This window comes from Reichenbachiella ulvae (assembly GCF_025833875.1).
Lineage (GTDB): Bacteria > Bacteroidota > Bacteroidia > Cytophagales > Cyclobacteriaceae > Reichenbachiella > Reichenbachiella ulvae.
The window spans coordinates 340113-366219 of record NZ_JAOYOD010000001.1 but is presented as its reverse complement, the minus strand read 5'-3'; the positions used below and the strand labels follow the sequence as shown (position 1 = coordinate 366219).

Annotated in this window: 14 protein-coding genes; 1 reads left to right on the top strand and 13 read right to left on the bottom strand. The window is 39.2% G+C overall.

Features of this window, described 5'->3' with window-relative positions:
• Positions 1 to 39: 39 nt before the first annotated feature.
• Genes N7U62_RS01250 through N7U62_RS01225 form a run of 6 tightly spaced genes read right to left on the bottom strand, consistent with a single transcriptional unit; the run spans position 40 to position 8840 of the window.
• On the bottom strand, positions 40 to 1068 hold the full coding sequence (locus N7U62_RS01250; RefSeq protein ID WP_264136057.1) for a hypothetical protein: 1029 nt from the start codon (positions 1066 to 1068) through the stop codon (positions 40 to 42).
• 1 nt (position 1069) lies between these two features.
• Entirely contained in the window at positions 1070 to 2344 is a 1275-nt protein-coding gene (locus N7U62_RS01245) for a hypothetical protein (RefSeq protein ID WP_264136056.1), read from the bottom strand.
• A 56-nt stretch (positions 2345 to 2400) separates the two neighbouring features.
• The gene (locus tag N7U62_RS01240; RefSeq protein WP_264136055.1) at positions 2401 to 3735 is read right to left on the bottom strand and encodes a sugar porter family MFS transporter; all 1335 of its coding nucleotides are present in this window, start codon (positions 3733 to 3735) and stop codon (positions 2401 to 2403) included.
• A 9-nt stretch (positions 3736 to 3744) separates the two neighbouring features.
• Positions 3745 to 5172, bottom strand: coding sequence for a sugar MFS transporter (locus N7U62_RS01235; protein ID WP_264136054.1), 1428 nt, complete (start codon positions 5170 to 5172; stop codon positions 3745 to 3747).
• A 53-nt stretch (positions 5173 to 5225) separates the two neighbouring features.
• A complete protein-coding gene (locus N7U62_RS01230) occupies positions 5226 to 6524 on the bottom strand; it encodes a glycoside hydrolase family 99 protein (RefSeq protein ID WP_264136053.1) in 1299 nt (432 codons plus the stop codon).
• 27 nt (positions 6525 to 6551) lie between these two features.
• Positions 6552 to 8840, bottom strand: coding sequence for a GH92 family glycosyl hydrolase (locus tag N7U62_RS01225; RefSeq protein WP_264136052.1), 2289 nt, complete (start codon positions 8838 to 8840; stop codon positions 6552 to 6554).
• 576 nt (positions 8841 to 9416) lie between these two features.
• On the opposite strand from N7U62_RS01225, the gene N7U62_RS01220 reads away from it, so the two are divergent.
• Positions 9417 to 11966 (top strand): kelch motif-containing protein, encoded by a 2550-nt coding sequence (locus tag N7U62_RS01220; RefSeq protein ID WP_264136051.1) that lies wholly within the window; start codon positions 9417 to 9419, stop codon positions 11964 to 11966.
• 433 nt (positions 11967 to 12399) lie between these two features.
• Here N7U62_RS01220 and N7U62_RS01215 read toward each other — a convergent pair whose 3' ends face one another.
• The 7 genes from N7U62_RS01215 to N7U62_RS01185 form a co-directional block, all read right to left on the bottom strand.
• Positions 12400 to 12855, bottom strand: a complete 456-nt coding sequence (locus tag N7U62_RS01215; RefSeq protein WP_264136050.1) for a hypothetical protein — start codon at positions 12853 to 12855, stop codon at positions 12400 to 12402.
• A 46-nt stretch (positions 12856 to 12901) separates the two neighbouring features.
• On the bottom strand, positions 12902 to 14197 hold the full coding sequence (locus tag N7U62_RS01210) for a T9SS type A sorting domain-containing protein (protein WP_264136049.1): 1296 nt from the start codon (positions 14195 to 14197) through the stop codon (positions 12902 to 12904).
• A gap of 392 nt (positions 14198 to 14589) precedes the next feature.
• Complete coding sequence (locus N7U62_RS01205; RefSeq protein WP_264136048.1) at positions 14590 to 17676, bottom strand: T9SS type A sorting domain-containing protein; 3087 nt, start codon at positions 17674 to 17676, stop codon at positions 14590 to 14592.
• Positions 17677 to 19935, bottom strand: coding sequence for a GH92 family glycosyl hydrolase (locus N7U62_RS01200; RefSeq protein WP_264136047.1), 2259 nt, complete (start codon positions 19933 to 19935; stop codon positions 17677 to 17679). It abuts the gene before it with no gap.
• A 183-nt stretch (positions 19936 to 20118) separates the two neighbouring features.
• Complete coding sequence (locus N7U62_RS01195; protein ID WP_264136046.1) at positions 20119 to 20865, bottom strand: DUF3823 domain-containing protein; 747 nt, start codon at positions 20863 to 20865, stop codon at positions 20119 to 20121.
• A gap of 15 nt (positions 20866 to 20880) precedes the next feature.
• Positions 20881 to 22836, bottom strand: a complete 1956-nt coding sequence (locus N7U62_RS01190; RefSeq protein ID WP_264136045.1) for a RagB/SusD family nutrient uptake outer membrane protein — start codon at positions 22834 to 22836, stop codon at positions 20881 to 20883.
• Positions 22837 to 22853: 17 nt separating this feature from the next.
• Positions 22854 to 26030, bottom strand: coding sequence for a SusC/RagA family TonB-linked outer membrane protein (locus N7U62_RS01185; protein ID WP_264136044.1), 3177 nt, complete (start codon positions 26028 to 26030; stop codon positions 22854 to 22856).
• Positions 26031 to 26107: the final 77 nt, after the last annotated feature.

Below are 26107 nucleotides of genomic sequence, written 5' to 3'. Positions count from 1 at the left end.
TCGAGTTTGGGATGGCTTTTATTTTTTAATAAATACCAATTAATGATGATCGTAGTAGCTCTCTACTCCGTCTAAAAAGGATCTAAACTCAGGATTTTGTATTTTATCTAGCCAGGCAACATCATACAATACTTTTCTATCGATACATTGTGCAAGCTCGCTAGCCAAATAAGCCTCTTTTACCAATCCATCAAGCTCTGTTTCAATCATCTTAATTCTATTTTCAAACTGTCCCTTTCTGCTTATATTTCGATTAGGAGTTTTCACTTCTGTTTGATTAAAATCTATCTTAAATGTAATATACTGATATAAGAAATTCATATAATCTCTATTTCCCAGCATGGAGGGGCATTGTAATTCTACATTTTCAGAATAAAACTTAACAAATTCGGCAGGTACCTTTTCGTCTGAACGAAGGGTCATTTTCCTGTAAAAAACTGCATTCATTTTATACCATGCATTGACGTAATCCAGCCTTTTGTTTTCAAACTTCACATACCAATCCGGAAGGCCTTTGATATTCGATTTCAGGTAATTTTTATTGACTTGTGTTAACGAATCATTAAATGCAAACACCTCTTCAAAGGATTTAGTATTGTCCAGCATACATTCACTTCTTCCTTTTCTATCCGATTTACTTGTTCCAAAATAGTGGGTTTTGGCATACAGGAACTCATTGACGGATTGCAAACTACCCGCAAACTCCAGCTCAATCTTTCCTGATTCAGCAGCATGAATGGTTAGAGTATCAATAGCACCAGGTGTACTGTAGAGATTGTGTTCCTCATCTTCTATTGAAAAATAAAAATCATTTCTCCCTTGTGCTTTACGCTCTTGCAGGATAGACTCACCCGGGCCAATGGTAGCCACAAGGTAGTACGCCTTTTCTGGCCATAATGCATTGTCTCGAATTCTATAATCCAGAGAATCCTCAGTAGTATTGATCAACAGTATTTGACTGGTCCCTCCAATTTCAAAATTGGGTTCTTCACTTTTGCTATTGCAGCTAGTCAAAACTGTAAGCATCCATATTACCCCAATGACAGGGGCACTAATTAATCCCTTCATATCAATTGATTATATCATTGTACAATTTTTCATCCTTGTCGATACAGCCTGTAACCTGAACCACAGCCTGGTCATTTTCTAAAGTAATGGGAGATGCACTCAAATAATTTCGCATGCGACTCCCCCATATCGACACAGTCAATTTGTCCTCACCTCTGATAAGCATATAATCCCATGACTGGTTTTCAGGAACAGTAGTCAACGCACTATTTCCACCCGAAAAAGCTTCAACATTGCTTAAAGCGGTATGACCTTGTCCTTCAATGATTATAGGATGAATATCCTCTACCTTCTCCCCTGTATTGGCGATAATGGATCCTTGAGATATCTGCCAATTTCTATTCTTAGAGTTGCTTCCTTGTTTCAAAATCCCAACAGCTACACAATCAAAATTAAAGTTGGTCAACTGACCATAAGACTGTTCTCCTAACAAAATCCCCCCATATGTACCAAAAGCAAAAACATCCATCAGCTGAGCATTGTCCGTATTATTGATAGTATAGGCGTAAGTCTTCTTTTTGATCACCTCATCCACCACACTTTTGCTATACTGTCCACCTAAAAATCTCTGGGCACCTGGATTAACATGGCAATGCATAATCCTGGGTACATCGTAGCAATAATTCATTCGAATGAACTCACCACTCAATGGATAACCATAACAATGTTCGAAAGTCATCAATTCACATGGATTGTTTCTATTTGTATTAAAATCAAATGGCAGAAATTCTCCATAAAAAGTCAAACAAGAAAGGTAAACACCTTGTGTCCTGGATTTAGTAGAAACCTTGATGGTCGCCGGATATTCAATTATCTCCTCAGGAGCATCAATGGTCTGATTGGGATACCAAAATTGAATCCCTTTAACCTGAGTCCCGGACATCACAGTCAAGAAAGCCTCTTTTTCATCTGTTATTTTGATTACACTCCCCACGGGCGTCTTTTTGCTCGGATGCGGAGTACCTCTCGGCGTGGGGCCATGTACACCCACCAAAGACACATTGTCCTTGAGTAAAAGTCCTCCAGCAATATGATAAGCCTCTTCACTTGGCTCAACCCAAAGAATGGCTCCATGAACCGATGCCCAATCAATTGCCGCTTGCAAATTTTGTTTATTCACTGATGGCGAATTACCCGGCAACACACCGAATTTTTGAATACTGTATTTTAAAGTACCATCTCCAGATCCTTGAATCCGATCAAGCTTCCCATTGACATTGCAACTGATCATAAGGATGCTGATCAGACTAATCGATAAAATGTTATATAATCTCATATTGTGTTTGAATGTTTTAAAGTCTAACCCTATTGATTTGACCCTTTCGTTAATCGTTAACTCTTGACTCGCATCATTTCCATGATTTGTTCAAGGGACTTGGATTTGGTCTCTGGCATCCAAAAAAGAGCAAATAATAGCTGGAAACACATCATAATTGCAAATCCACTGAAAATACCCCAGGTCATGTCTGAAAATGCATTTATGACCGCAGGAGACACCAATGTAATAAGTGCAGCTAATACCCAATGTACTCCGGTCCCCCAAGATTGCCCAAGTGATCGAAGCTGATTGGGAAATATCTCTGCAATATAAACCCATATCACAGCTCCTTGCCCCACTGCATGTGAGGCAATGAACATCATGATAAATAGCAATAATGAAACTGAACTGAGCTGCGAATAAAAAGAAATAGCAATGCCACCTAAGCTCAAAATATAACCTATAGATCCTATGACAATCAAAGTTCGCCTTCCCAAACGGTCAATGAGGTAAACTCCTAAAACTGTAAAAACTAAATTGACCAGCCCAATATAAATAGATCCTGATAAGGAATCTGATGTAGCCAAACCCGCAATTTCAAATATCTGAGGAGCAAAATATAGGACGAAATTTATGCCTGAAAATTGATTAAAAAAAGCTATTAAGAATGCGAGTCCCATTGGTTTTTTATATTCAGTCAGAACCGATTTCCAGGTTCCATTATCCACATTGTCACTTAAAGTCATTTCGGACAAGGTCTGCTCCACATTAGGATCTCCAAATCGTAGCAGCACCTCTCTGGCAGACTTTATGTCCTTTTTCACTACCATGAGCCATCGCGGACTTTTAGGTAATGGGATTACCAAAAAGGTGTATATCAGTGCTGGAATGGCCTCTACACCTAGCATCCATCGCCAGTCGTTGACACCATCAAATCCGTCTAAAAGAAAATTGGATAAATAAGCCAATAGGATGCCCAAAACAATATTGAATTGATATAACGCAACTAGTCTCCCTCTATTGGCTGAAGTAGAAATCTCTGCCACATACATTGGACATGCAACAGTAGAGGCTCCTACTCCTAAACCTCCAATAAATCTAAAAAAAGAAAAACTGTACGGATCAGGGGCAAAAGCAGAACCTAAAGCAGATAAGGTATATAAAACCCCGATCCATATCAGTGTATTTTTTCGACCATATTTTTGACACGGCCATCCCCCGAACAATGCCCCGAAGACTGTTCCCCACAGGGCCATAGACATTATAAAAAAACCATGAAACCAAGGGCTCGTCTCCCACAACATCTGAATTGGCAGATTGGCTCCAGAAATCACAACAGTATCGAAACCAAATAACAATCCGGCCAGCGCAGCTGAAAAGGACCATAAACCTTGATAATTGACCTTCATCTTTGAGTTTTATGCTTCCAAAGGATTTACTGTCTTTTTGTGTCCCATCACGCCATAAAAGAACAAATACAAGTAACAGATAATAGGCAATGCGAATGAATACTGAACACCTACCCAATCAGCCAGTGCCCCTTGCATCAAAGGAATTAGTGCTCCCCCTAATATAGCCATAACTAACAAAGAAGAACCTTGACTGGTGTACTTACCCAGGCCATCAATGGCCAAAGTGAATATATTGGACCACATGATTGAATTGAACAAACCAATACCAATAATTGCCCAAAAAGCAATCAAACCATCGGTGGAGATGGCAATCAATAGCAGAAGCACTACGACACTAGAAAAAACAGCTAAGGTTCTAGAGGCACTTGATTTACCTGCCATAAAAGCCAGCAGATTCAATATCATAATACCCACGAAAGGAAGAACTGTTTGTATATCAATACCTGTGTTTGTATAAATAACACCAAATATCAGCAAGAAGACAGCGACCGCTGTACCCAGCATTGTGGCCAATTTCTTGTTGGAGGGTAGGTTGCTCATCGATATTGCCCCGAGGAATCTACCAATCATAGCCCCTCCCCAATAAAACGAAAGATAGGCACTGGCCTCCCCTTCACTAAGCCCAACAATATTTTCCAATCCAAAAAAGTTGACCAAAAGACTACCTATGGCTACTTCACCTCCGACATACATAAAAATGCCTACCATACCCAAAACCAAGTGACGATATTTCAATGCACCAGCGCCACCCGGAATCTCTTCAGAACTGGACAAAACAGGTAGATCTGTCAATTTGATAACCAAAGCCAATAAAAGAAATAATGCACTAAGACCTAGATAAGGAATTTTAACAGCATCTGCGCCCAATACATTTTCACCTCCAAAAAAACTAAAAATCAAAAAGCCTCCAATAACAGGGGCTATTGTGGTACCAAAAGAATTAAATCCTTGAGCCAAGTTGAGTCTACTAGAGGCTGTTTCGGGACTCCCTAAAATCGCAACGTAAGGATTTGCGGCAATTTGCAACACTGTCAAACCAATACCTAAGCAGAAAAGTGCAGCTAAAAAGAAACCATACAACAAAAACTGAGCAGCTGGTACAAACAATGCACACCCTATCGAAGAAATAACGAGTCCGATAATAATCCCATTTTTATAACCAATTTTGGTGATAGGATCTCCAATAGTGGTACTAACAATGAAATAAACCAATGACCCTATGAAATAAGCGCCAAAAAAAGCAAACTGAACCAGCATCGCCTGAAAGTAATTGAGCGCAAATACTTCTCTCAGATAGGGTATAAGTATATCGTTTAGGCATGTGATAAAACCCCACATAAAAAACAATAAGGTCAACATCGCGAAAGCCTTACTCTTACTAGTCTGTGCATTCATCTGGACATTTGCAGATGAAGAAATCGTTCCTCCTCCCATTATTCTGTTATTAAATCAAATATTGTTTAAGTAATTATATAATATTTCAATCATCAATTCTTAGGCATTTCCGCTTGAAGCGGTATTTCCTTTCTCAGCATTTGACCAGCCAATCCGGTTAACCTCAAGTAATGATAAGGATCCACTCCATCATTGCCTACAAACTGTGCTTCCTCACTATTCGGTGGACTGTCTAATACAGGTATAATGGCTGTACCTTCATCTATTTCGTCGAACATGGCTACATAAATCATACTAGCCCCTGCCTGTATCGAATTATAGAGCAAATCCCAATAAAACTCACCTCCTAATCTCGGAATAGCACCATAGCTGGTATGACGAGCCAAACCAGGGTTATTTTTTGACAAATTGTGCCAACTAAACCCAGGGTATGCCAAGGGCACATAGTCTACATTATTTTCTTGGCACCATCTAATATCAGCTATCACATGATCGCGATACCTCAATTCATCCTGATGCAATAATGGCGTAAATCGCTGAACCATCCAGGGCAAAACAATGTCTGCCGAACGAATAACTTCATGGAGATAAGGATCAGGCAGACAATCCTTATCGAGTTCACGAAAATAAGTAGGCACACCTAACATTACGGCGCACCCTCCATATTCAGGGTCATTTTTTAAGAAATCGATCAAACGATTGATTCCAATATCCCTAATATCATAGGGTCTATCTGGAAATCCCAACCCCCATATAGCTACTAACGGTTTTTTATTATGATTAAGATAATTTTTACTTTGAGTCACCTTCAATTCATCCACGAGCATCTTCCAATCTTCAATCACAGCAGAACAATCATCAGATTTCGGATTTAATCCAGACAAATCATACATTACGGCAAACGCTCGATCATACTTTTCAGCGGACAAGCTGGCATTTTTTAAAATTATATCTGAAGATTTTCCCTTGTCCTCATATTTCTTTGCCACATTAAAAAATCTTTGCATAAAGACACCACTTACACCATACTCCTTCATCCATTGAAAATGCAAGTCAGTTGTACTTTTATCTATTGAGCTAAAAACCTTTGCTTCGGTTCCATCTTCCTGCAGAAACTCCGTATCATAGGTTCTTGGATAGTCAGATACATCCGGCCAAAAATCTATTGTATTATGATCTTTGTCAAATTTCCCATTATCTCCATAATGAACCCAACTACTACCTGATCCATCCTTTGGGGTTCTGAACCAACCCTGATATCCAGCCATTACCAATCCTTCATAGGATGAATAGCGAGGTTCTATATTGTGCTTTAGTTGAGCCTGGGAATGAAAAATCACTGCTTGAAAAACAACAATTAAACACAAAAAGCTCTTTGTCCTTTTTTTCATCTTATTTCTAATTATCTCTATTTTAAGCTATTGCAAAGTGGCTGTATTGGTCAATCCAGATGGTGGTACATTTTTCAGATCTGCAGCCCATTTTTTATTTGCGTTCATGCCCATCACTACTTTTAACTCTCCTCCTTTTATGACCTCCTCGTGAGTGATCCAGGGACGATCCAAAACCTCTCCATTCAAGGTTGCTGACTGGATAAACTTATGTTCAGGATCATAGTTTTCGGCACTTATTACAAATGTGTTTCCATTGGGCAAATTGATTTTAGCCTCTTCAAACACCGGAGAACCAATATTATATATAGGTAATCCTGGGGTAACGGGATAAAACCCAAGCTGAGAAAAAACTACAAATGAAGTCATACCCCCGCCATCTTCGTCTCCAGGGACCCCCATCAAATCATTTCTAAACCATTGATCTAATAAGGTTCTAATTCTTTTCTGTGTTTTCCATGGCTGACCTGCATAGTTGTACAAATATGGTATGTGCAAAGAGGGTTCATTAGCCATTGAAAATTGCCCAACATTGCCAGTATGATCTGGCAATTGTGCATAAAAATCGAATTTGCTACGGCCAAGGGGTTCATTAAATGTCTGATCAAGATTAGTAATGAATGTCTCTGTTCCACCCATCAGTTCGATTAGATCTTCCACATTGTGTTGGACATCCCATCGGTATACCCATGCGTTGTTTTCGCCATAGAATTTACGTGCTCCCATTCCGCCAGAAAATTTGTAATCAAATGGGGTTATAAACCTTCCCTGTTCGTCTTTTGGGTGAAAAAACATTGTCTCACTATTGTAAAGGTTCCGATAATTATATGAGTGATTGACAAACAATTCGTAATCCTCCATTTCGTCTAATTCATAGGCCAATTGCGAAAGGCACCATTCGTCATAGGATGTCCCTAGTGTAACTGCCACAGGCTGTCTGCTTTCAAAGCTATGCACCTCTGGTTCTGTCTCCTCTACCCCATCTGGCAAAGCAGGAAAATAGCCGTTCTCTTTGTAGAAAGCATCCAATCTTCCAGCTGGCACACCTGACCAGGGAGCCAATGTTTTTTCTGTTATTGCTCCTTTGGCTGCTAAATACGCTTTTTCTATATCAAAATTCTTTAGCCCTTTGCGATGTGCATCCAAAACAGCTGCTACTCCATGATTTGAATTCATTCGTCTACTATCTCCACTTACTTCAGGAAAAGTCGGCATCCATAGACGATCCATTTGCTCAGCCATCAATACAAATGAATTTAAAATATCCTCTTCTTTCTTAGTATCTATAAGAGCATTGAGCGGGTGATGTGCTCTGTAAGAATCCCATATCCAGTCGTCGGTATAAAACGGACGCCCATTGTCCTCATGCACCTGATCATCAAATGCACTATAGTACCTCCCATCCTCCGACAAACAAATTGGTCTCTCGAATGTTCTATACAAAGAAGTATAAAACACAGATAGCGCATCTGCATCCGTGCCTTCAACCTCAATTTTTCCAAGTGCCTGACTCCACTTTTGCTTACCTTCAGATTTGATAGTAGCTATATCCTTATCTATAATTTCACGTTCGAGATTACGTTTGGCTTGTTCCGTACTGATAAATGAAATTCCGTATCGTAAATTCAATTCTCCGGATTCCACTGGAAACTTCAATACCAAACAAGCATTGTTGCCCGAGCTGGAGTATCCTTCTTTTAAGACCTCTTTTCTCAAGGTCTGCACTGAACTAGGCATTCGCTCTGGCAATAAATACAGGTAGATTTTAGTCCCATTTTCGATTAATTGATGTCCAGATATTGCGTCCATGCTCCAATTAATAGCTCCATTTCTAGAATTAACTATCAATGAAATAGAATCCTCATTTTCAAATTTCAAGGAATACATACCCGATTGATGGGACAATGAGTAATCTACTTTTATATTCTCTTCATCCAAATAAACTTGATACTCATATGGCCTTATGCATTCATTATCATAACTATAATCTATAACTGGACGAAATTTCGATTTTTGCACCGGACTCAGATTAAATGCTGAGCTTCTCCTATGTCCAGTTACTACCAGGGGTAGTCCGCTCAATCTATCTCCGGTAAAGTCGCGTCTTTCAGGATACACACGAAGCATACTATTGGGTAAATGAATGGTAGGAAAAGTAGGTACCAATAGATGGCTTATGTTTCCTATATATGGATTGACATGATCAACTGGACTAATATCTTCTTTCTTCTGAGTATCTGATTTGGGGATATATGCCACGATAATCAATAATAACAATATTGATATCAATCCCCATTTTGCAATTTTTTCTTTCATTATTCTCTTTGCCTTTATATTTCTAGTGCGCTTCTAAATATCCCTAGTTAGAATGCATCAAAATCTTATTCGCAAAGTATTTTGAAAGGATTAATTGAGAGTTAAATTCAGATTAACCACCGAAAACACTCCTTTCGTATAACTGCAATCCTGAAGAAAATCCTGTTATATAATTGCCCTAAATGCACAAATCCTCTTTTTGAGTACATATTACACGGTAATGTGGTAAAAGAACAAAAAAAGTTGAATCAAAAACTAAATGTTAAATATTGGGAATTTGAATAGCCCAACATAACAATCAATCTCAATAAAGGTTAAGCTCAAATTAATCGGCAATTAAGCTCGGTTGATTTAATTTGAATATATGTTCAAACCAACCATACAAGAGGTATTAACTAAAAATACGGGTTAAAAATCGAGTCAAAAAAGTAATCCTTACTAAAAATTTGAAATGTCAACTACCAAAATTAGTCCAACAATTAGGAGTCAAATTTATTTACGCTTCTATTTTACATTTTATGTATTTTTGGGTATCCGCCCTAATCTGTCTCTAACAGTTTGAACGGCATTTTAATTATGAAAGAAAAATTATTGATCAATTTACTGATCATCATAACTATTATTCTATCAGTACCCCAAGAATCCAATGCCCAAATATTAGAAAATGGGCTAAAATTCAATTCCTATGAAACATCCAAAGACCTCAGAACAGGGATTAACTTCACTCCAGAGGAGAGCATAGAAATAGGAAATGAACTAAAAATCAAATTTGATTTTAGCTACTGGAGAGTTTTAGAGGCATACGGTCATATTTTTAGGGTAATAGGTTCGAACAATACAAATATTGATTTAGTATCGAGCCCCATAAACTCCTCATTCGATGATATCAACCTCATACTAGGTGATTCTGCTACTGCCGTATCTTTTCTTTTCGAGGAAATTAAAATGGCTCCTAACCAATGGATGGAATGCGAATTGGTAATCTCCAATAGAGATAAATATGTTTCTTTCTCAGTAAATGGACTCAGCAAACGACAAAATATCTCTCAAGAAATAGAGCAAATCAAAATAGCTTTCGGGAAAAACCATATTGGAAAATATGCTTCGAGTGACGTGCCTCCTATGAAATTAAAAAATGTGGTCTTTGTAAGGGATGGCGAAGTGATACGAAACTGGCCACTATTAAAGTACAATGAAAACAATTCTTATGACGAAATCGATGAGAACAAAGCAATAGCAACTAACCCAAATTGGTTGATTGATCAACACTCCAAATGGAAAAACAAAGATAATATCATCACTTCCACTCGTCCACAAATTGTTTATTTGGGAGATTCAAAGTTTGTGTTAATTACCAATAGGCAAATGATTGAGTATGATGCAAATGAACTCAATCATACAACACTAAACCTGAAGGCAGCAACCAATCTTCCCAAACCACAAGCCAGTGTATACCTTCCTGAACAAAATGAAATCTGGACCTATGACTTAGACAAGCTGCTCATCAATAAATTTGACCTGGCAAGTAAAACATATTATGAAACTCCGGCCAATTTTGGAGCCGAACCATCACATTGGCATACCAGTTTGTTGACTATTGATAACTCGAGAGTCTTCATAGGTGGATATGGGCACTATCAGTATAAAAATGACTTGATCTTACATAAAGATCAACAATGGAATACAAAAACCATAAAAAATATTGAACCTCGGTATTTGCATGCCGCTGGTCAAGACAACAACGGCCAATTGTATCTATTTGGAGGCTATGGTAGCAAAAACGGTAAACAGGAAGTTGGAGCTAGAGTATTTCACCAGCTTTACCAAATCAACCCTGAAAATTTCGATTCGAAACTCCTATGGGAAATTGACACTGATGAGTCTACCTATGTATTTTCCAATTCAATGATATTTGATCAATCTGATTCAGTCTTCTATGTACTCAAATATGAAAAAGACAAATTTGCGTGCAGTGCTCTATTAGAATCTTATAATGTAAAAACAAAAGATAGACAGACCTATGGAGACTCTCTCAATTTCAATTTTCTAGACATCAGTTCATTTGTTGATTTGAAATTGGATAAAACCAATCAGCAGCTAATTGCTGTCATTTCATCAAAAGAAAATGACCAGTACATTACTCAGTTTCATACGATCAAGTTCCCACCAAAATTAAGTAGTGAAGTCATACAAGCTGTTCCTCAAAATTATAATATGCACTATGCAATATCCGCAGGCCTTATATCTACGCTTTTGCTAATTGTCTTTGTATTCAAAAACAAAAAAAGACCTGTAACTCTTAAGGAGGAGCCCAAAACAATCCAATCTAATCAACCTGATGCCAGTAGTGATCCAAAGTTAAAAACTGAAATTCTGGAATTGGTTAGTAATGATAAAAAATTCAATGACGAAAAAAGTGCTATTCTTTTACTTGGTGGATTTCAAATAATAGATAGAGAAGGGATTGATATTAGCGAGAAGTTTAGTCCTACACTCAGGTCTCTGTTGACTCTCCTTTTGATGCATTCTACAAATCAAGGCAAGGGAATATCCAGTAACTATATTTGGGAAACATTTTGGGGAGACAAGTCACAAAGCAGCGCAAGAAATAACCGCAATGTAAATATCAAAAAACTGCGCGGATTACTAGACACAGTAGGAGATTCAGAGATAAAAAATGTAAGCGACAAATGGATCATCCACTTAGGAAGCAATATCTTCTTTGATTATCAATACCTATATGACCTGATGAATCAAGATGAGAAAATAACCATATCGGATCTCCAGTTGATTAAAAAGGGCAACTTGCTCCCAGCAATGGAATTTGACTGGATTGATGGTTTCAAAGCCAAATTTTCCAATAAGATTGTGGATTACCTGTTAGACAAAAGTAAAACTCTACCTGTGGATGATAAGGTTCAAATAGAAATTGCTGATGTCATCTTTCAACACGACATCATCAATCAAGATGCCCTCTCCATAAAAATCACTTGTCTGAACGCTATGAAAAAATTTGCCTTTGCAAAACAGACCTATGAGGTATTTAGTAAAGAGTATTTAACATTATACGGTGAAGAATTCGACACACCATTTGAGGACTTCATTCACAGCACAATCAATGGATAGTTATTAGCAATCACAATGTGAATTGTAAATCACTACTACAATATCCCTGTTCCAGGGATTATTATTTGAAACATTCGTCTATTGGAACAGAGAATCTTAATACAGTTGAACACAACTATAATCTAAACCATGTAACGAGATTTTACTGGTTAACAGTAAATGAGGACTATCTTAGATGTTAATTGAATTGTGTCAAACTTGATTTTTTTTTTTACCAGAAGGAGTAGATAAAAGCCCTCCCTCCTTGGCCACTGAAATGTTAATCTATTTTCATTAAAAAATAACATCTTAAGTTAATCTAAATTTGAAGATGCAATAATGGTATATACTTAGAAATAGAATGAAACAAAAAAGCACCAGACTGATGTCTGATGCTTTTCATTTAACAATACACCTCATTGGTACGCAGCATGGTACCCATTAAGTTTCTATATCAAAAGATAAAATTAAATGCCCACTCACCTCCAACTACATTAGTTCTAGCCAATGGTGAGGCCATTTCAAAAACTAAGCTAAAATTAGACTCTGAAACCTCAAGCGAAATCGGCATGTCAACATTTCCGTCTCTTATCAAAACCAATCCCTCGTTATCACCGAACTCCCAAGTACCTGATGTATTCCAAACTCCATGTTGCAACTTTTCAGTGTCTGCATTGGTAGTATAAGTACCTCCGTTTTCATCTCCTGTAAAGGTAATTTTGAAGCCTGTCCAATCAGTTACATTACTACCGCCTGGAACATTCACACTTGCTGCAGAGGCCTCTCCTTTGGTTAACATGGCTGCTGTCTCTACTAGAGCCTTAGATCCTCCATCTGAGTCTGATGAGCTACAAGACGATACAATTAGTATGGCTAGGAGTAGAATTGAAATATTAAAATATTTGTTCATTATTCTTGTCATTTATCGTTAATCAATCTTATTAAAAGGGCTGAGTTTATTTTACAATCAGCCTTCTGGTTACAGCAGTTTCATCCACTACAGCCTTTACCAGATAATGTCCTCTATTGAGTGATTGGATATTGATATTAGTCACATTTCTAGATTTAATCATCAATTGTCCACTTGCACTGTAAATCTCCACTTTAGATACTGGCTTGCCATCGAATGAAATGAAATCTGAAGCTGGATTAGGATACATTGTCAATGTAATCTCCGGAGAAGTAGCTGATTCCATTACAATATCTCCTTCTACGATAAAAGTAAAAGACTCCTCAAAAGCTACTTCGAATCCATACATATCCACAGCTGTTTTAGCCAAGGAAACCGCATAAGTGATGCCCTCTGCTAAATCCCCTGACACTGTCAAGATAGATCCGTCCTCTGACCAGGACAACTGCTGATTAGGAATTTCTGGAGTGATTGTCAAATTTTCGGAAACACTAGTAGCATCCATTGCTCTTGTAAAAGAGATCACAATATCAGAATCGCTAGGCACCTCAATCGAAGCATCCTCTGGCATAGTAGAACTAATGATCGTTGGAGCAATCACCTTGGTTTCTGCCGACTCTTCATCAAACCAATAGTTAGGAGCTACACTACCACCATGTGCAATTATTCTTTCGTTTGTGATAAACTCTGCCAATTGATCATCATAGTCTACCCCATCCTCACCCGTATGTGCAAGTCTGTTACCATTGATGGTCATCATACCATCTCCTGATATATCTATATAAGAACCTTCGCCTATCGATTTCATGTCAGTGGCATTGATGTTAGCCAAGTCAAAAAGCCCAGAGGTGATATTAACAATACCAACACCACCTTCCCAGCCAAGACCGGTCATTTGAACAACATGTATTGTTCCTCCATTAATATTAACCGTTCCTTCTGACTCTGGCAAAAAGCCTATCCATGCGTGCTGACCAAACGTTACTTCACCACCTTTTTCTACCGTTAGAATTGCATTGGTATTATAGCCTACACCACTCCAAACATCTCCCATGGTGATACTACCTCCGTCTTGTACGATGATTTCACCACCGTCACCATTATCCCCTGCAACAATCTGAAACACTGATTGAGCATCAGTAACCAATGCAGGAGCCGCATCTGGAACATTAAAGACTGCCTTTCCTCCACTGGCTCCTGGGATACCAGCCGTCCAATTTGCCTCTTCGTTCCAATTCCCAGTTGAAGCCTCATTGGCTGCTGGATTCCAAACAGTAGTTTGTGCTTGTGCCGAAAGGCCAAATCCCACTGTCACAATAAAAAGTAAAATTTTGTTTTTCATAATTCTGACTATTAGTAAATAAACTTTTTAGCAACCTATCTAGGGGTAATTAATAGTAAGTTAAAAGCCACTTAACAGGCAGTTAAATCAGCATTAAACTAGGGTTAAAGGCACTTTTTAGGCTCATACTTGATTTAAAGCGAGATTATTACATCAAACATTTCTCAATTATTTTTTCAACTATTGGAAAGCCACTAATCATGTTTAAAAAATTTAAAGAGGTCAGTTAATTGAAAATCTAAAAAAAGTCTAAATGGAGGGTGAGGCATCTTCAACTCTGTACATTATTGGGGATACATCTAAATGATAATAAACAAAAAAGTCCTCAGAATTGAGGACTTCCATTGTTGCTTAGGATTGAAGAATTAACTTAAAAACTAAAACCTGACTAATTAATTTTTTAGTAATTGTTGGACCTGCGTCTGCCCGTGAACATCTTCCACAATAAATAAATAGAGACCAGGTAGGAGTTCAGAGACATCAATCAAAGAATTACCTTGACTCAATTCAAAATCAAGATGCTTTTTCCCTGTCAGATCTGTGACAGTTAACCGACCACTTTCCATTCCCCCGTGTTCCAAATGTACTTTTCTTGTTGCAGGGTTTGGGTATAGCAGAAACCCCGTCCATAATTGATCATCAGCAGCTAACACCTGTTCTCCGCACTCTCCTTCTGACCCTACCAGGATCTCTTGGTTTAATATCACAAAACAATCATCACCGGATGATACAGTCAAAGTGTAAACCCCCGCATGATTGTCATTGGCACTGGCTGTAAGTGTGGCTCTACGTCCCTCCTTATTAAAACCATTTGGTCCTTCCCATACAAAGTTTAAGCCCTCTTCATTGGGTGTGCCTTCTAATATCAACCTATCTCCCTTGCAAAAAATCACTGTTTCAGGATCCAATAACTTACCTGAGGCCTCCACCAAAAAATCCGAATCCGGCACGGCAGAACTGCTCACCTCTACAATAATTTCACTGCTATTACTACAGCCATTGGTGTCTAAATACGAAACGGAATAAGTTCCTGCGTGCTCAGAAGTCAAGCTATCAGCGATGAGTACATCTGAAGTTGAAGCCTCAAAACCTTTCGGGCCAGTCCATGTCCAGCTACTGACCTCTTTGTCAACCGAAACAGTAGCAGTCAATTCGCTACCCTGACAAATCACAGATGGAGCTTCCGCACCATAAACAAAGGTTGAAACTATTGGTTCGGGAATGTCTCTAACTATTTCGAAATTGCCAACAGCGCTGCTGCAACTAGTCCCAGACCATCTTGCCCATATATCATACACGCCGTCTGAAAGTCCCGATACAGATAGTGAATAAGTTCCCTCTTCCATCAAGATATCATATGTGACACCTCCATCCAAACTGATATCTACAGCTCCAATGTAAGGATTGGTGGATAATCGAAAATCAATGATACCATCGTCGTTGCAGCTTGCATTAAAGATTTCAACATTAACCTGGGGAGTTGTATTCACTATGAGTTTATCCCCTAGGTCAGTAGGATTCGAACCATCTTGCTCCCTGATCCAAATATCGTAAAGTCCAGGTGACAAGTTGGGAATTGACATCTGTTCTGAATCGGAAGGTGTAGTATAATTATAATTCTGACCTCCATCGATACTATATTGCATCAGACCTGAACCAGTCGTGTTCGGATAGGACAAAATCAAAGCACCATTGGATTGCTCACAAGTAGCATGTTGCGCCTCTACTCCATACACGTCGATTCCATCATCAGGCACTCCTAAAGTGACCGGGTTATCCTTCCACCCTCTAGTTACCTGAGTAGCCAATTTGACACATCTCAAGTACCAATCACTAGGCAGAGACAACCCATCTATATTGAGAGAAATCCAGTAACCTTTATCAGGAGAATCATTTGCAGTCTCTGGCATTTTAAAAAACGCGGTTGCCTCATCAATTTCATCAAACATAGCAATGTACAAGCTCTTAGCACCCCTTGTTAAATTTCCACTTGCCTGCTCCCAAAAGAAATCCCCACCTCTTCTCGGATGTTGATTTTTAGGGCCATCATGAAGGTTGTACCACGAAAAACCTGGCCAATTGACTGGCATAAAATCCACATTGTTTTCATCACACCAGACTTGATCAGGGATTGTATTGTTATCTGCATAATTTTCGTATGAAGATTTGGACGAACCGTAACGACCTACCGTCCAAGGACTGATTACCTCTACTTGTTTGAACACTTCAGCCCAGGCACCATTATCTTTTGTTCGCCAATTGTCGTTACATCCCAACTTAATGGATGCACGATATTTCTCTTCTGGATTGTTATGAAAAAAGTCAATTAAATCTTTCAGCTCTTCTATGTCCGCTTCCGCTCTCACCGAATAACCCCACAATGAAATCAAAGGCAAGCCACGATGATGTAAATAATTCGGACTTTCGGTCAATTTCAGATCATCAACCAAGTGCTTCCAATCAGCTTTGATATCTTCTGAAGCTCCTGCATAATTAACCCCATCCCACATCATAGCAAAGGTCCTACCATATCGCTCACATCCATCTTTGACATGAGAAGCCACCGAATCCCTGAGTTCCTTAAAAGCCTCATCTCTGGCCTCAGACATAAAGCGCTGAAGAAAAACGCCATCCAAATCATAATCTCTAAGCCATTTCATATGTCGAACTACCGTTTTTTTATTGTATGAAGAAAATGCTCGTGCCTCTCTACCATCTGGGTAGTAATACCCTGTCTTGTACAATTCATCTGGATCCAATTCATCGTCATCAAACCACATCTCAACAGACAAATCCTTAGGATCACCGGAACCAGTTGAAAGATCACCCCAATGGTGAAACCTATCCAACTTCCAGCCATCTCCTTTAGCAGTAAACCAGCCCTGGTAACCAAACATTACCTTCCCATCTAATGTGGATGGATCTACAGGAGCGATCTCTAATACATCAGGATTATGATCTGTCAGTGAATCTCTGAATCGGATATAATCCAGTTTGATTTCTGCAGATCCTGACAATGGGTGATAAATTCTAAAAAATCTAACAGCACCTAAATCAGGATTACCCGTTTTAGTAGCTGACATTATTGAAAGGTTCAATTCGTTCCACCCCTGTACCAAACCTAGTTCGGAAATATTCCAAGCATACTCATCTTGATCAGGGTTCCCCGAGCTAGAGATTTCAATCTGCCCATCTCCATCTAACAAATTAAGATCCGCAATATATAACCAGAGTGACAAATATCCGTTCTCATCAATCCCAGAATGGGTTTGAGAAAAAAGTTTTGAAAACCAAACTGTACTGGCCCCAGTGCTTTTCAATGAGGCCCTGCCCTCTTTGTAATCTGTCACGTCTACGGAAAGTGAATTATTACTTTTCCATCCAGAAGTTATATCACAGCGTTGAATTACTCGCTGCGCATGAACTGTCGTGGCTAAGATTAATACTAGCCCAAGTATTCTGATTTTTTTAGCTCTCATTTATATTCCTCCTTCTTCCGCTTTTCGATTCGTTTTCTCAAAGGTCAATGTTCCTCCTGCTTCTATCTGCTCATGAGTGATAAATGGAGTCTCTAATTTTTCTCCATTGTATTGATAAGATGACAAATAGATATTCTCTGCTGTGTTATTATTTGACTTAATAACAAATTGATTACCATTTTCTAAATGAATAGTGACCTGATCAAATATCGGCGAACCAAAGGTATAATAGGGATTACCAGGGGCAATTTGATAAATACCCATGGCACTCATAACATACCATGCCGACATCTGGCCACAATCTTCATTACCAGCCAATCCATCAGGGTCATTTGAATACAGAGTACTCAAAATCTTATAAGTCAACTCTTGAGTTTTGTTAGGCTCGTTGAGATAGTTATACATATATACTATATGATGACTAGGTTCATTACCATGTGCATATTGGCCAATCAATCCTGATATATCACTGGATACATGGTCACCATGCAACTCAGAGCTTTCGCTAAACAGCTGATCGAGTTTTTCTACAAATTGGTCACTACCACCATGCAAAGAAACCAGTCCCTTTACATCATGCGGCACAAACCATGACCACTGCCATGCATTGCCTTCTACATAATCGTCATTTCTATGATTAGAGTATTTAGGGTCAAAAGGCTCCCTCCATTCACCATTGGACAATTTCCCTCTCATGAAACCAGTTTCGGGATCAAAATATTGAGCATATCGCTTAGACCTGGCCATAAAATATTTGTAATCGGAATGCTTATTCAGACCTTTGGCCATCTGAGCTATACACCAATCATTGTAAGCAAATTCCAAAGCCTTGGATACAGACTCATTTTCTAAATCTGAAGGAATATACCCCTTCTTATTGTTATACTTTTTAGCCTTTGGCATCAACTTGTTTTGAATATTTCGATCAACAAACGCCACATTCACTGAGTCATACTGACTCGCGTGAACCATGGCCTCATATGCAGTCTCTATGTCAAAATCTCTTTGACCTTTGGTATAGGCATCAGCGATGAGTGATACTGCGTGATAACCGGTCATTGTACCAGTATAGTTTGCAGCCAATTCCCACTTTGGTAGTATACCACCTTCTTTATACTTCATTATAAGGGATTGGATCATCTCTTGATTGACCTTTGGTCTAATGATCGTATTGAGTGGATGTAATGCTCGATAGGTATCCCAAATTGAATACACCGTATAAACGGGCTGACTAGACTGGTGAATCTCTCTATCCATTCCTATATATCGACCATCCACATCATTGAAAATATTAGGGCTGATACCCGTGTGATACAGCGCAGTATAAAAAATAGTCCTTTGGTCCTGATTCCCTCCTTCTATCTCAATCACAGATAAATACTTTTCCCATTCTGCGATGGCCTTATTTTTGGTTTTGTCAAAACTCCAGTCAATTATTTCTTGATCTAGATTTTTTTTGGCGCCTTCCATATCTACATGGGAGATGCCTACTTTTACCAATACTTCTTTAATGTTCTTTTCAAAAGTGAGCTTAGCTATATCCCCATTTGCCAACTCCTCATATTCGAAGGGTGCAGAAAATACAGCGTGAAAATAAACTGAGTGCTGTCTTGCCCACCCTTGAGTCTTTTTCACCCCACGAATTTCGTTTTTACTTACCACTTCAATTTTGTTCATCACCTGTTTGTGATTCTGCAAAGTGTGGTTCAGGTCAATAATCATACCTGCATTTTTTTGATCATATCTATACCTATGAAATCCCGCCCTAGTAGATGCGGTCAATTCCACATCTATATCATCTTCGTCTAGAGTCACATGATAATAGCCTGGCGAGGACACCTCCGATCCTAAACGTTTCTTAGCAGCATAGTTACTACTATAGTTCTGATCATCATTAGGTACCACTTCGATACTGTTCGAAAAAGGCATGAAAAGTATATCCCCATAATCCCCAATACCAGTACCACTCAAATGTGTATGTGAAAAACCCAAAATAGATTCGTCTGAAATATGGTAGCCGCTACAAGCATCCCAACCATTGAGCCGAGTATCAGGACTCAGCTGAACCATTCCGTTAGGCACAGTAGCTCCTGGAAATGTATGTCCATGCCCTCCAGTACCAATAAATGGATTGACCCATTTTACAAAATTTGTTTGATTTTCGACAGTATCTATTTGGTCTTGTGCCTTAGTCCCCTGACAGGAATACATCATCCATATGGAATATAGTATCGCACTGAAACTGCAGATCTTTTTCATAATGCCTTTTCTTATTGTTCTTATTTTTTGGTTAGGAAGAGGTTGTCTAATGCTATAACACAGAACGGTTTGAGTGATTAAGAGTATCAACCACTTTGCATGCCGATATTCCCTCAGACATATACATAAATTGCTCCCAATGCGACTTGCATCGGGAGCCCATATGAACTACTAAACTTTATACTAAAAATCTATTTCTATAGTACTGCCATAATTGGCTCTAGCCGCAGGCATAGTAGATAATGCGCCTACTCTTAAAAAGACTTTTCCTCCCGCAAGGAAATCACTATCCTTAGCTGGATCAAATTCTAATTGATACTCATCATTTTCTCCTGTTCTGATTACATCATTAATAGAGGTCGTATTCTTTGCTAAATTCATATTGACACCCACATGTGGGTCAAAATGCGCATATAGCCCTACCTCTTTGATCACGACAGCCGTTTTGTCTACATCATCTGCATTGAGATATACAGAATCCAAAGGCTGTTCCAGTCTAAAGCTGGCAATCGCTTTATTACCAACTTTCGAAATATTCAGGTCTACTATACGCACATAAGGCAGCACATTGAAGTCCAACTCAGTAAGTCCGTTAATTTCAACTTGAATAGTGTCAATTGTAACAGTGGCGTTGTTATGGAAATTGGTATTGACGGGAATCACATCATAGGTATTTGAGAACAATCTCAAATCAGCATATGTTCCGTCATTTTTGATTTCCAATCGCTGAGGAGTAACCGGATCCCATCCATGTTCCCAAATCTCGATTTGTGTTCCCTCTAAAATATCTTGAGGGACCAATCGATTAGTTTCAGAGTCAATAATACTTCCAGTCAACCCAGAATCAGGTCCTTCTAGATTGTCCAACTCGCAGGCAGTAAGCAAACCAACCATCAAAACTGCCAAGCATAGATTATATAATACTTTCATCTTTTCCATATTCAATTACCATTCAGGGTTTTGCATCAATTGATTCAGACCAATGTTATCGATAGGTCTATAGTACTCTCTGTGTCTAAAAGTCTGAGACGTAGTGCTGCTCACCTCTTTGCGCACAAAGATGTGCTTGGGTGGATTCTCTCTAAGATCCAAGACAGGCACTAAGGCATGTTTGTTCCTATCATCAAATTGTTCATGAAACTCTCTACGTCTGATTAGATCCCAGTATCCTTTGTTTTCAAAGGCAAGTTCTACCAACCTTTCTCTTTTTACGGTTTCGACTGTTACAGCTATAGTGTTAGTATGTCCTGCTCTTTGTCTTAGCGCATTCAGTGCCATACCGGCAGTCTCTGGAGTACCGAGTCCACTTTCGGCGTATGCCTCTGCATAGTCTAGCAACACTTCTGCATATCTTAGTTCCATAAAATCCGTAAAACTCTGATTCCATGCTGGTACAACAGGATCTAGACTCAAAAATTTCTTTAAGCCAAAACCAGTCGCCGAGTGATTTTCTCCAGTAGGATCAAATCCTGAATATCCGGCTGAAGTTTCTGCTCCGTAAGTATAGTAGGTAACCCCGTCTAGCTCATAACTATCCTGAGTGTCGGTAACAAATTCGCCATCTGGTTTGATGAATCCGTTTTGATAAACAATCTCTACTCCTTTCCATTCCATTCCGGGCAAAATCACTGAACCAAATAACCTAGCATCCTTGCCTTGGAATATATCCATTGGATGATCAAACTTGAGATAATCTCGTGCTGGATCATACCCTAAATAGTTACTAACATCCCCATCACTTGTCGTCACCAAAGGTGCGCTGGTACCACCAGATGTATAACTCTCATACATATCCACCAAATCCAGAGTAGGACAATATCTACCAGGATGTGGCCATCCATTTCTTGTTTGATGTGGATTGAACCAAATATCATAATTATTAGCCAAGTAGTCACCTGCAGAGGACTTCCCTTTAATCAAAATGGCCTCCGTTCCCATAGCCAAATTTGGGTTTTCGAACATGGCTCGATAGTTCTCTGCTGCCTCTTCTGCACTTGCTGGATTAGCCTGATAGAGCGAAAATTGACCACTATTGATCAGTTCCTCACCAGCATCGATACACTGCTGATAGTATCCTCCAGCCGCTGAACTAGGAATACCTACCAAGCCTTGATCTACTGCTGGGCCAACCAAATCCAACTTATCATCAAATTTAGCAACAGACGCTGCATACAAAGCCACTCTACTTTTCAAAGCTAATGCAGCCCATTTGGTAGCCCTTCTATAATTTGGATCATCTATTCCTTCCAAATTAGTTGCTGCCATATCACATTCAGATAATATAAAATCCCAAGTTTCTTGCTCTGTATTTCTAGCCACCAATAGTGCCTCTGGATCTCCTTCAAAATCCTGTGATTCAGTGATTATCGGTACTCCACCATATCTTTTGGCCAATCCAAAATAAGCAAATGCACGAATAAAATGGGCTTCTCCATTATACTGCGTTTTAGTCTGATCATCAACTGGTAGATCCGGAACTATTTCAATAAAAGCATTCACATTTCTAATCAATGTCCAAGGTGTAAATGATGCATCCTTTTTATTGTCATTTACTTCGCTATCCTCGACTTTCCACCATTTCAATCGGTTGCCATCGATAAAAATATTTCTTCTACTATGGACAGCCCAAGGTGTCAACATGGCCTGCACCTCACCGGCATTATTTGGCCCACCGTAGTTAACTTCGAATCCTCCTCCTCGGTTATTTTTAGCATAATAGTTCAAATCTTCCATTGGCAATCTGTAATATAGATCTGCCATGTACAATTCAGTTCCTGCTGGATCTGAAAACAAATCCTGTGCTGTAATCTTATCCTGTGGCTCAATGTCAAGTACCTCATGACACCCTACGGCCATCACCAGAGACACCAACATTAGCGCTATATATTTATAACTCTTCATGTCTTTACAATTTTCAATTAGAAATTAACACTTAGTCCCATCGTGTAAGTTTTGGATAGTGGATATCCAAACCCAGCATTATAGCTTAACCCTGGACCATTATTAGTTCTCTCCGGGTCATGAGCCTTGACCCATGGATCTGCAATAGTGATCAGGTTAAAGCCCGAAGCATACAACCTTAAAGAAGAAATACCTACTCTCGACATCACTTCATTATTAAAAGTATAGCCCAATTGAATACTCTTCAATCTTACATACGAAGCATCTCTCCTCCACATGCTACTTTCGGTATAGGTCATGCCTGGCATATCAGAGATTTGTCTGGAAGCAGGATATTCACCAGCTATCCATTCGCTATCAGGATTGTATGGATCTGCCTGATGCCATCTATCATAAAAGTACTCTGGAGTATTTCCTTTGAAGGCAAATATTGTCCCATATACCTCATTAAACTTGATCGAATGACCAGATTGACCTTGCCACAACATATTAAAATCAAACCCATTCCATCTCAAATCTAAATTCAATCCATATTGTGACCTTGGTGTCGCATTAGACAGAATAGGAGACGCATCATCACCATTAATTACCCCATCACCATTTACATCTCTATATTTCAAATCACCTGGAAGTGCCCTAGTTATGTTGCCATCTCTTCCATTTTGTAATGGACTATTTCGCATATCTTCGTCATCCTGAAACTGACCGATATAATCCTGAGCCCAAACAATACCTTCCCAGCGATCCCCGCTCTGATTCCTCCATTGCGAATAACTGTTTGTAAAAGTCTCCCCTTCTACATGTAGCTTCATAGTACGTGAAATGCTGTAGTTACCGGATATATTATAATATAACTTTCCTATGTTGTTCTTGTGACCAATCCCAATTTCAAAACCTCTAGTCATGTTACTATTAAGGTTTTCCTGAGGCAATTGTCCACCATAGGTATCTGGCAAAGAAATGCTTCGATAAGCAGGAATACCTTCTAAGGTCCTTTGATAAACGTCTGACACTAGAGTAACTTTATCCTCAAATAAGCCTATGTCGATTCCAATGTCAGCTGTCGTAGCAGTCTGCCACGACAGCTTTGCGTTAGCTGGCGCTGGTGCAGAAACTCCTGCCACCTGAGAACCTTCTACGAATTCATAGGATCCTCCACTACCCAATGCAAATCCTTCAACATATTGAAAGGCATTGCCAGAAGGCTGACCCACGATTCCATATGATCCTCTAATTTTCAAATTAGATAAAACTGGAATATTGTCTTTGATAAAATTCTCCTCTGAAATCCTCCAGCCTACTGAAGCCATCGGAAACAGCCCCCATCTATTGGATGGAGCGTATCTATACGATCCCATATATCTAGCAGCCACCTCAAAGAGGTATTTGTCGGCATAGGAGTAATCCAGTCGTCCAATATATGAAACATCAGCTTCCTGATTTGGATCCGAGTCACTTTCATGTGTAAGACCGGCAAATTTTAGAACATCCTTGGTATAATATGCGTCGTAGTATCTTCTAACCCTGAAGTCATCACGCTTGCTAATGTTCTGTTCGTAAACCAATACTGTTTTCAAATTGTGGTTGGTTCCGAACTTTTTATCGTAATTGATATATCCTTGAAAAGTCACGTACTGGTTGAGCCTGGATCTTTGCTGAATAAAACCGGAACCATCTCTGTATTTTACTGCATTATACAAATCTGTAGTTTCATCATAGGTATAGAGCGAATAAGGTTTGCTCAAGTTTTTACCCTGATAGTTATTAAAATCATAAGAAGCTAAACCTTTAAAAGAAAGTCCCTCAACACTAGGAACAGTATATTTCAAAGACAAAGAAGATTGTAAGCTTTGTGTTCTATCCTCGTTGTAACCAGTCACATCTCTTTCTGCAAAAGCCACTGGATTTTGATCCAAATAGATTGGGGTCAGGTAATCCGGGTTATCATTAGCATAAGGCTGATCGATCGGTAAGGATACTCGAGTCCCTTTGAAGATGCCGAAGAAACTAGTGCCTGGTTGATCTGTTGCGTCCACACGCGATCCCAGCAACAACTGAGCCTCCAAATTGTCCGTAACTTGTGCCGTAATATTGGAACGTAAGTTGTACCGCTCGTACCCCATATCATTGCTCTGCAATAGACCATTTTCATTGGTATATTCTAATCCCATATAATAGCTAATTCTATCTGCTCCACCTGATACAGATACATCATATTGTTGATAGATAGCCTGTTCTTTCATCGTTTCGTCATACCAATCTGTACTTTGATAGCCAGGCTCATTCCCTGCTTGCCACTTAGCGACCTCCTCTTGAGTGTATTTGGGAGTGCCATCTGTCCCTCTTTGATAGATAAAGGCATCATTATCCATTTCAATATACTGACTTGCAGATGCCATTTTGGGCACATTAGTAGGTCTAAGCACACCCAAGTTCATCCCAAAATTCACCTTTGGAGCTCCTTTTTGACCTTTCTTAGTAGTCACCAAAATAACCCCGTTGGCGGCACCCAGTCCATAAACGGCTGCCGAAGCATCTTTCAATACCGTGATACTTTCAATATCATTGGCATTTAATTGTTGGAACTCTCCTTTACCTTCTCTACGAATCCCGTCTATGACATAGATCGGATTACCAAAACCTCTAATATTGATATCGGTATCGAATACCCCAGGCTGACCACTTTGTTGTCTAATCTGAAGACCTGCCACTTTACCTTGTAGCTTTTGAGCTAAACTGGAATTGGTTGTAGTTTGAATGGCCTCATTGTCCACCACTGCTACTGCAGAAGTTAAACTTTGTTTTTTGACAGTAGAGTAGCCAACCACTACTACTTCATCGAGTTGATCTACATCAGTCTCCAACATCACATCAAAACTAGTACGACCTGCAGTTGCAACCTCTTTGGTTTGATATCCAATAAAGGATACTACTAGGACCGCATCGTCCGGTACTTCTAGGCTAAATTCACCATTTAAATCTGTAATTGTACCCTGGGTCGTACCCTTTACCAAAACAGATGCGCCAGGCAGTCCCTCTCCTGCCTCATCAGTTACCTTACCAGTCACTCGGACATCTTTCACCTCCTTGTTGCTGGGTAGCGCCAATCCTGGAGAGAATACCATTGCGGACAACAATAAACACATCCAGAATACCCTTGTTAGAAAACTCAGTTTCCGTATAGATATTTTCATAGATAATAATAGTTAAAGGTTCTCGCTGTCCTACCTATTTCAGTCCTTATAATCATGCTCGCGAAACACCTCAGGTG

Excerpts from the sequence above, each read along its gene's own strand:
- N7U62_RS01250 (WP_264136057.1), bottom strand. The coding sequence starts at position 1,068 with ATGAAGGGATTAATTAGTGCCCCTGTCATTGGGGTAATATGGATGCTT.
- N7U62_RS01210 (WP_264136049.1), bottom strand. The coding sequence starts at position 14,197 with ATGAAAAACAAAATTTTACTTTTTATTGTGACAGTGGGATTTGGCCTT.
- N7U62_RS01205 (WP_264136048.1), bottom strand. The coding sequence starts at position 17,676 with ATGAGAGCTAAAAAAATCAGAATACTTGGGCTAGTATTAATCTTAGCC.
- N7U62_RS01185 (WP_264136044.1), bottom strand. The coding sequence starts at position 26,030 with ATGAAAATATCTATACGGAAACTGAGTTTTCTAACAAGGGTATTCTGG.
- N7U62_RS01235 (WP_264136054.1), bottom strand. The coding sequence starts at position 5,172 with ATGGGAGGAGGAACGATTTCTTCATCTGCAAATGTCCAGATGAATGCA.
- N7U62_RS01220 (WP_264136051.1), top strand. The coding sequence starts at position 9,417 with ATGAAAGAAAAATTATTGATCAATTTACTGATCATCATAACTATTATT.
- N7U62_RS01200 (WP_264136047.1), bottom strand. The coding sequence starts at position 19,935 with ATGAAAAAGATCTGCAGTTTCAGTGCGATACTATATTCCATATGGATG.
- N7U62_RS01190 (WP_264136045.1), bottom strand. The coding sequence starts at position 22,836 with ATGAAGAGTTATAAATATATAGCGCTAATGTTGGTGTCTCTGGTGATG.
- N7U62_RS01230 (WP_264136053.1), bottom strand. The coding sequence starts at position 6,524 with ATGAAAAAAAGGACAAAGAGCTTTTTGTGTTTAATTGTTGTTTTTCAA.
- N7U62_RS01240 (WP_264136055.1), bottom strand. The coding sequence starts at position 3,735 with ATGAAGGTCAATTATCAAGGTTTATGGTCCTTTTCAGCTGCGCTGGCC.
- N7U62_RS01225 (WP_264136052.1), bottom strand. The coding sequence starts at position 8,840 with ATGAAAGAAAAAATTGCAAAATGGGGATTGATATCAATATTGTTATTA.
- N7U62_RS01245 (WP_264136056.1), bottom strand. The coding sequence starts at position 2,344 with ATGAGATTATATAACATTTTATCGATTAGTCTGATCAGCATCCTTATG.
- N7U62_RS01195 (WP_264136046.1), bottom strand. The coding sequence starts at position 20,865 with ATGAAAGTATTATATAATCTATGCTTGGCAGTTTTGATGGTTGGTTTG.
- N7U62_RS01215 (WP_264136050.1), bottom strand. The coding sequence starts at position 12,855 with ATGAACAAATATTTTAATATTTCAATTCTACTCCTAGCCATACTAATT.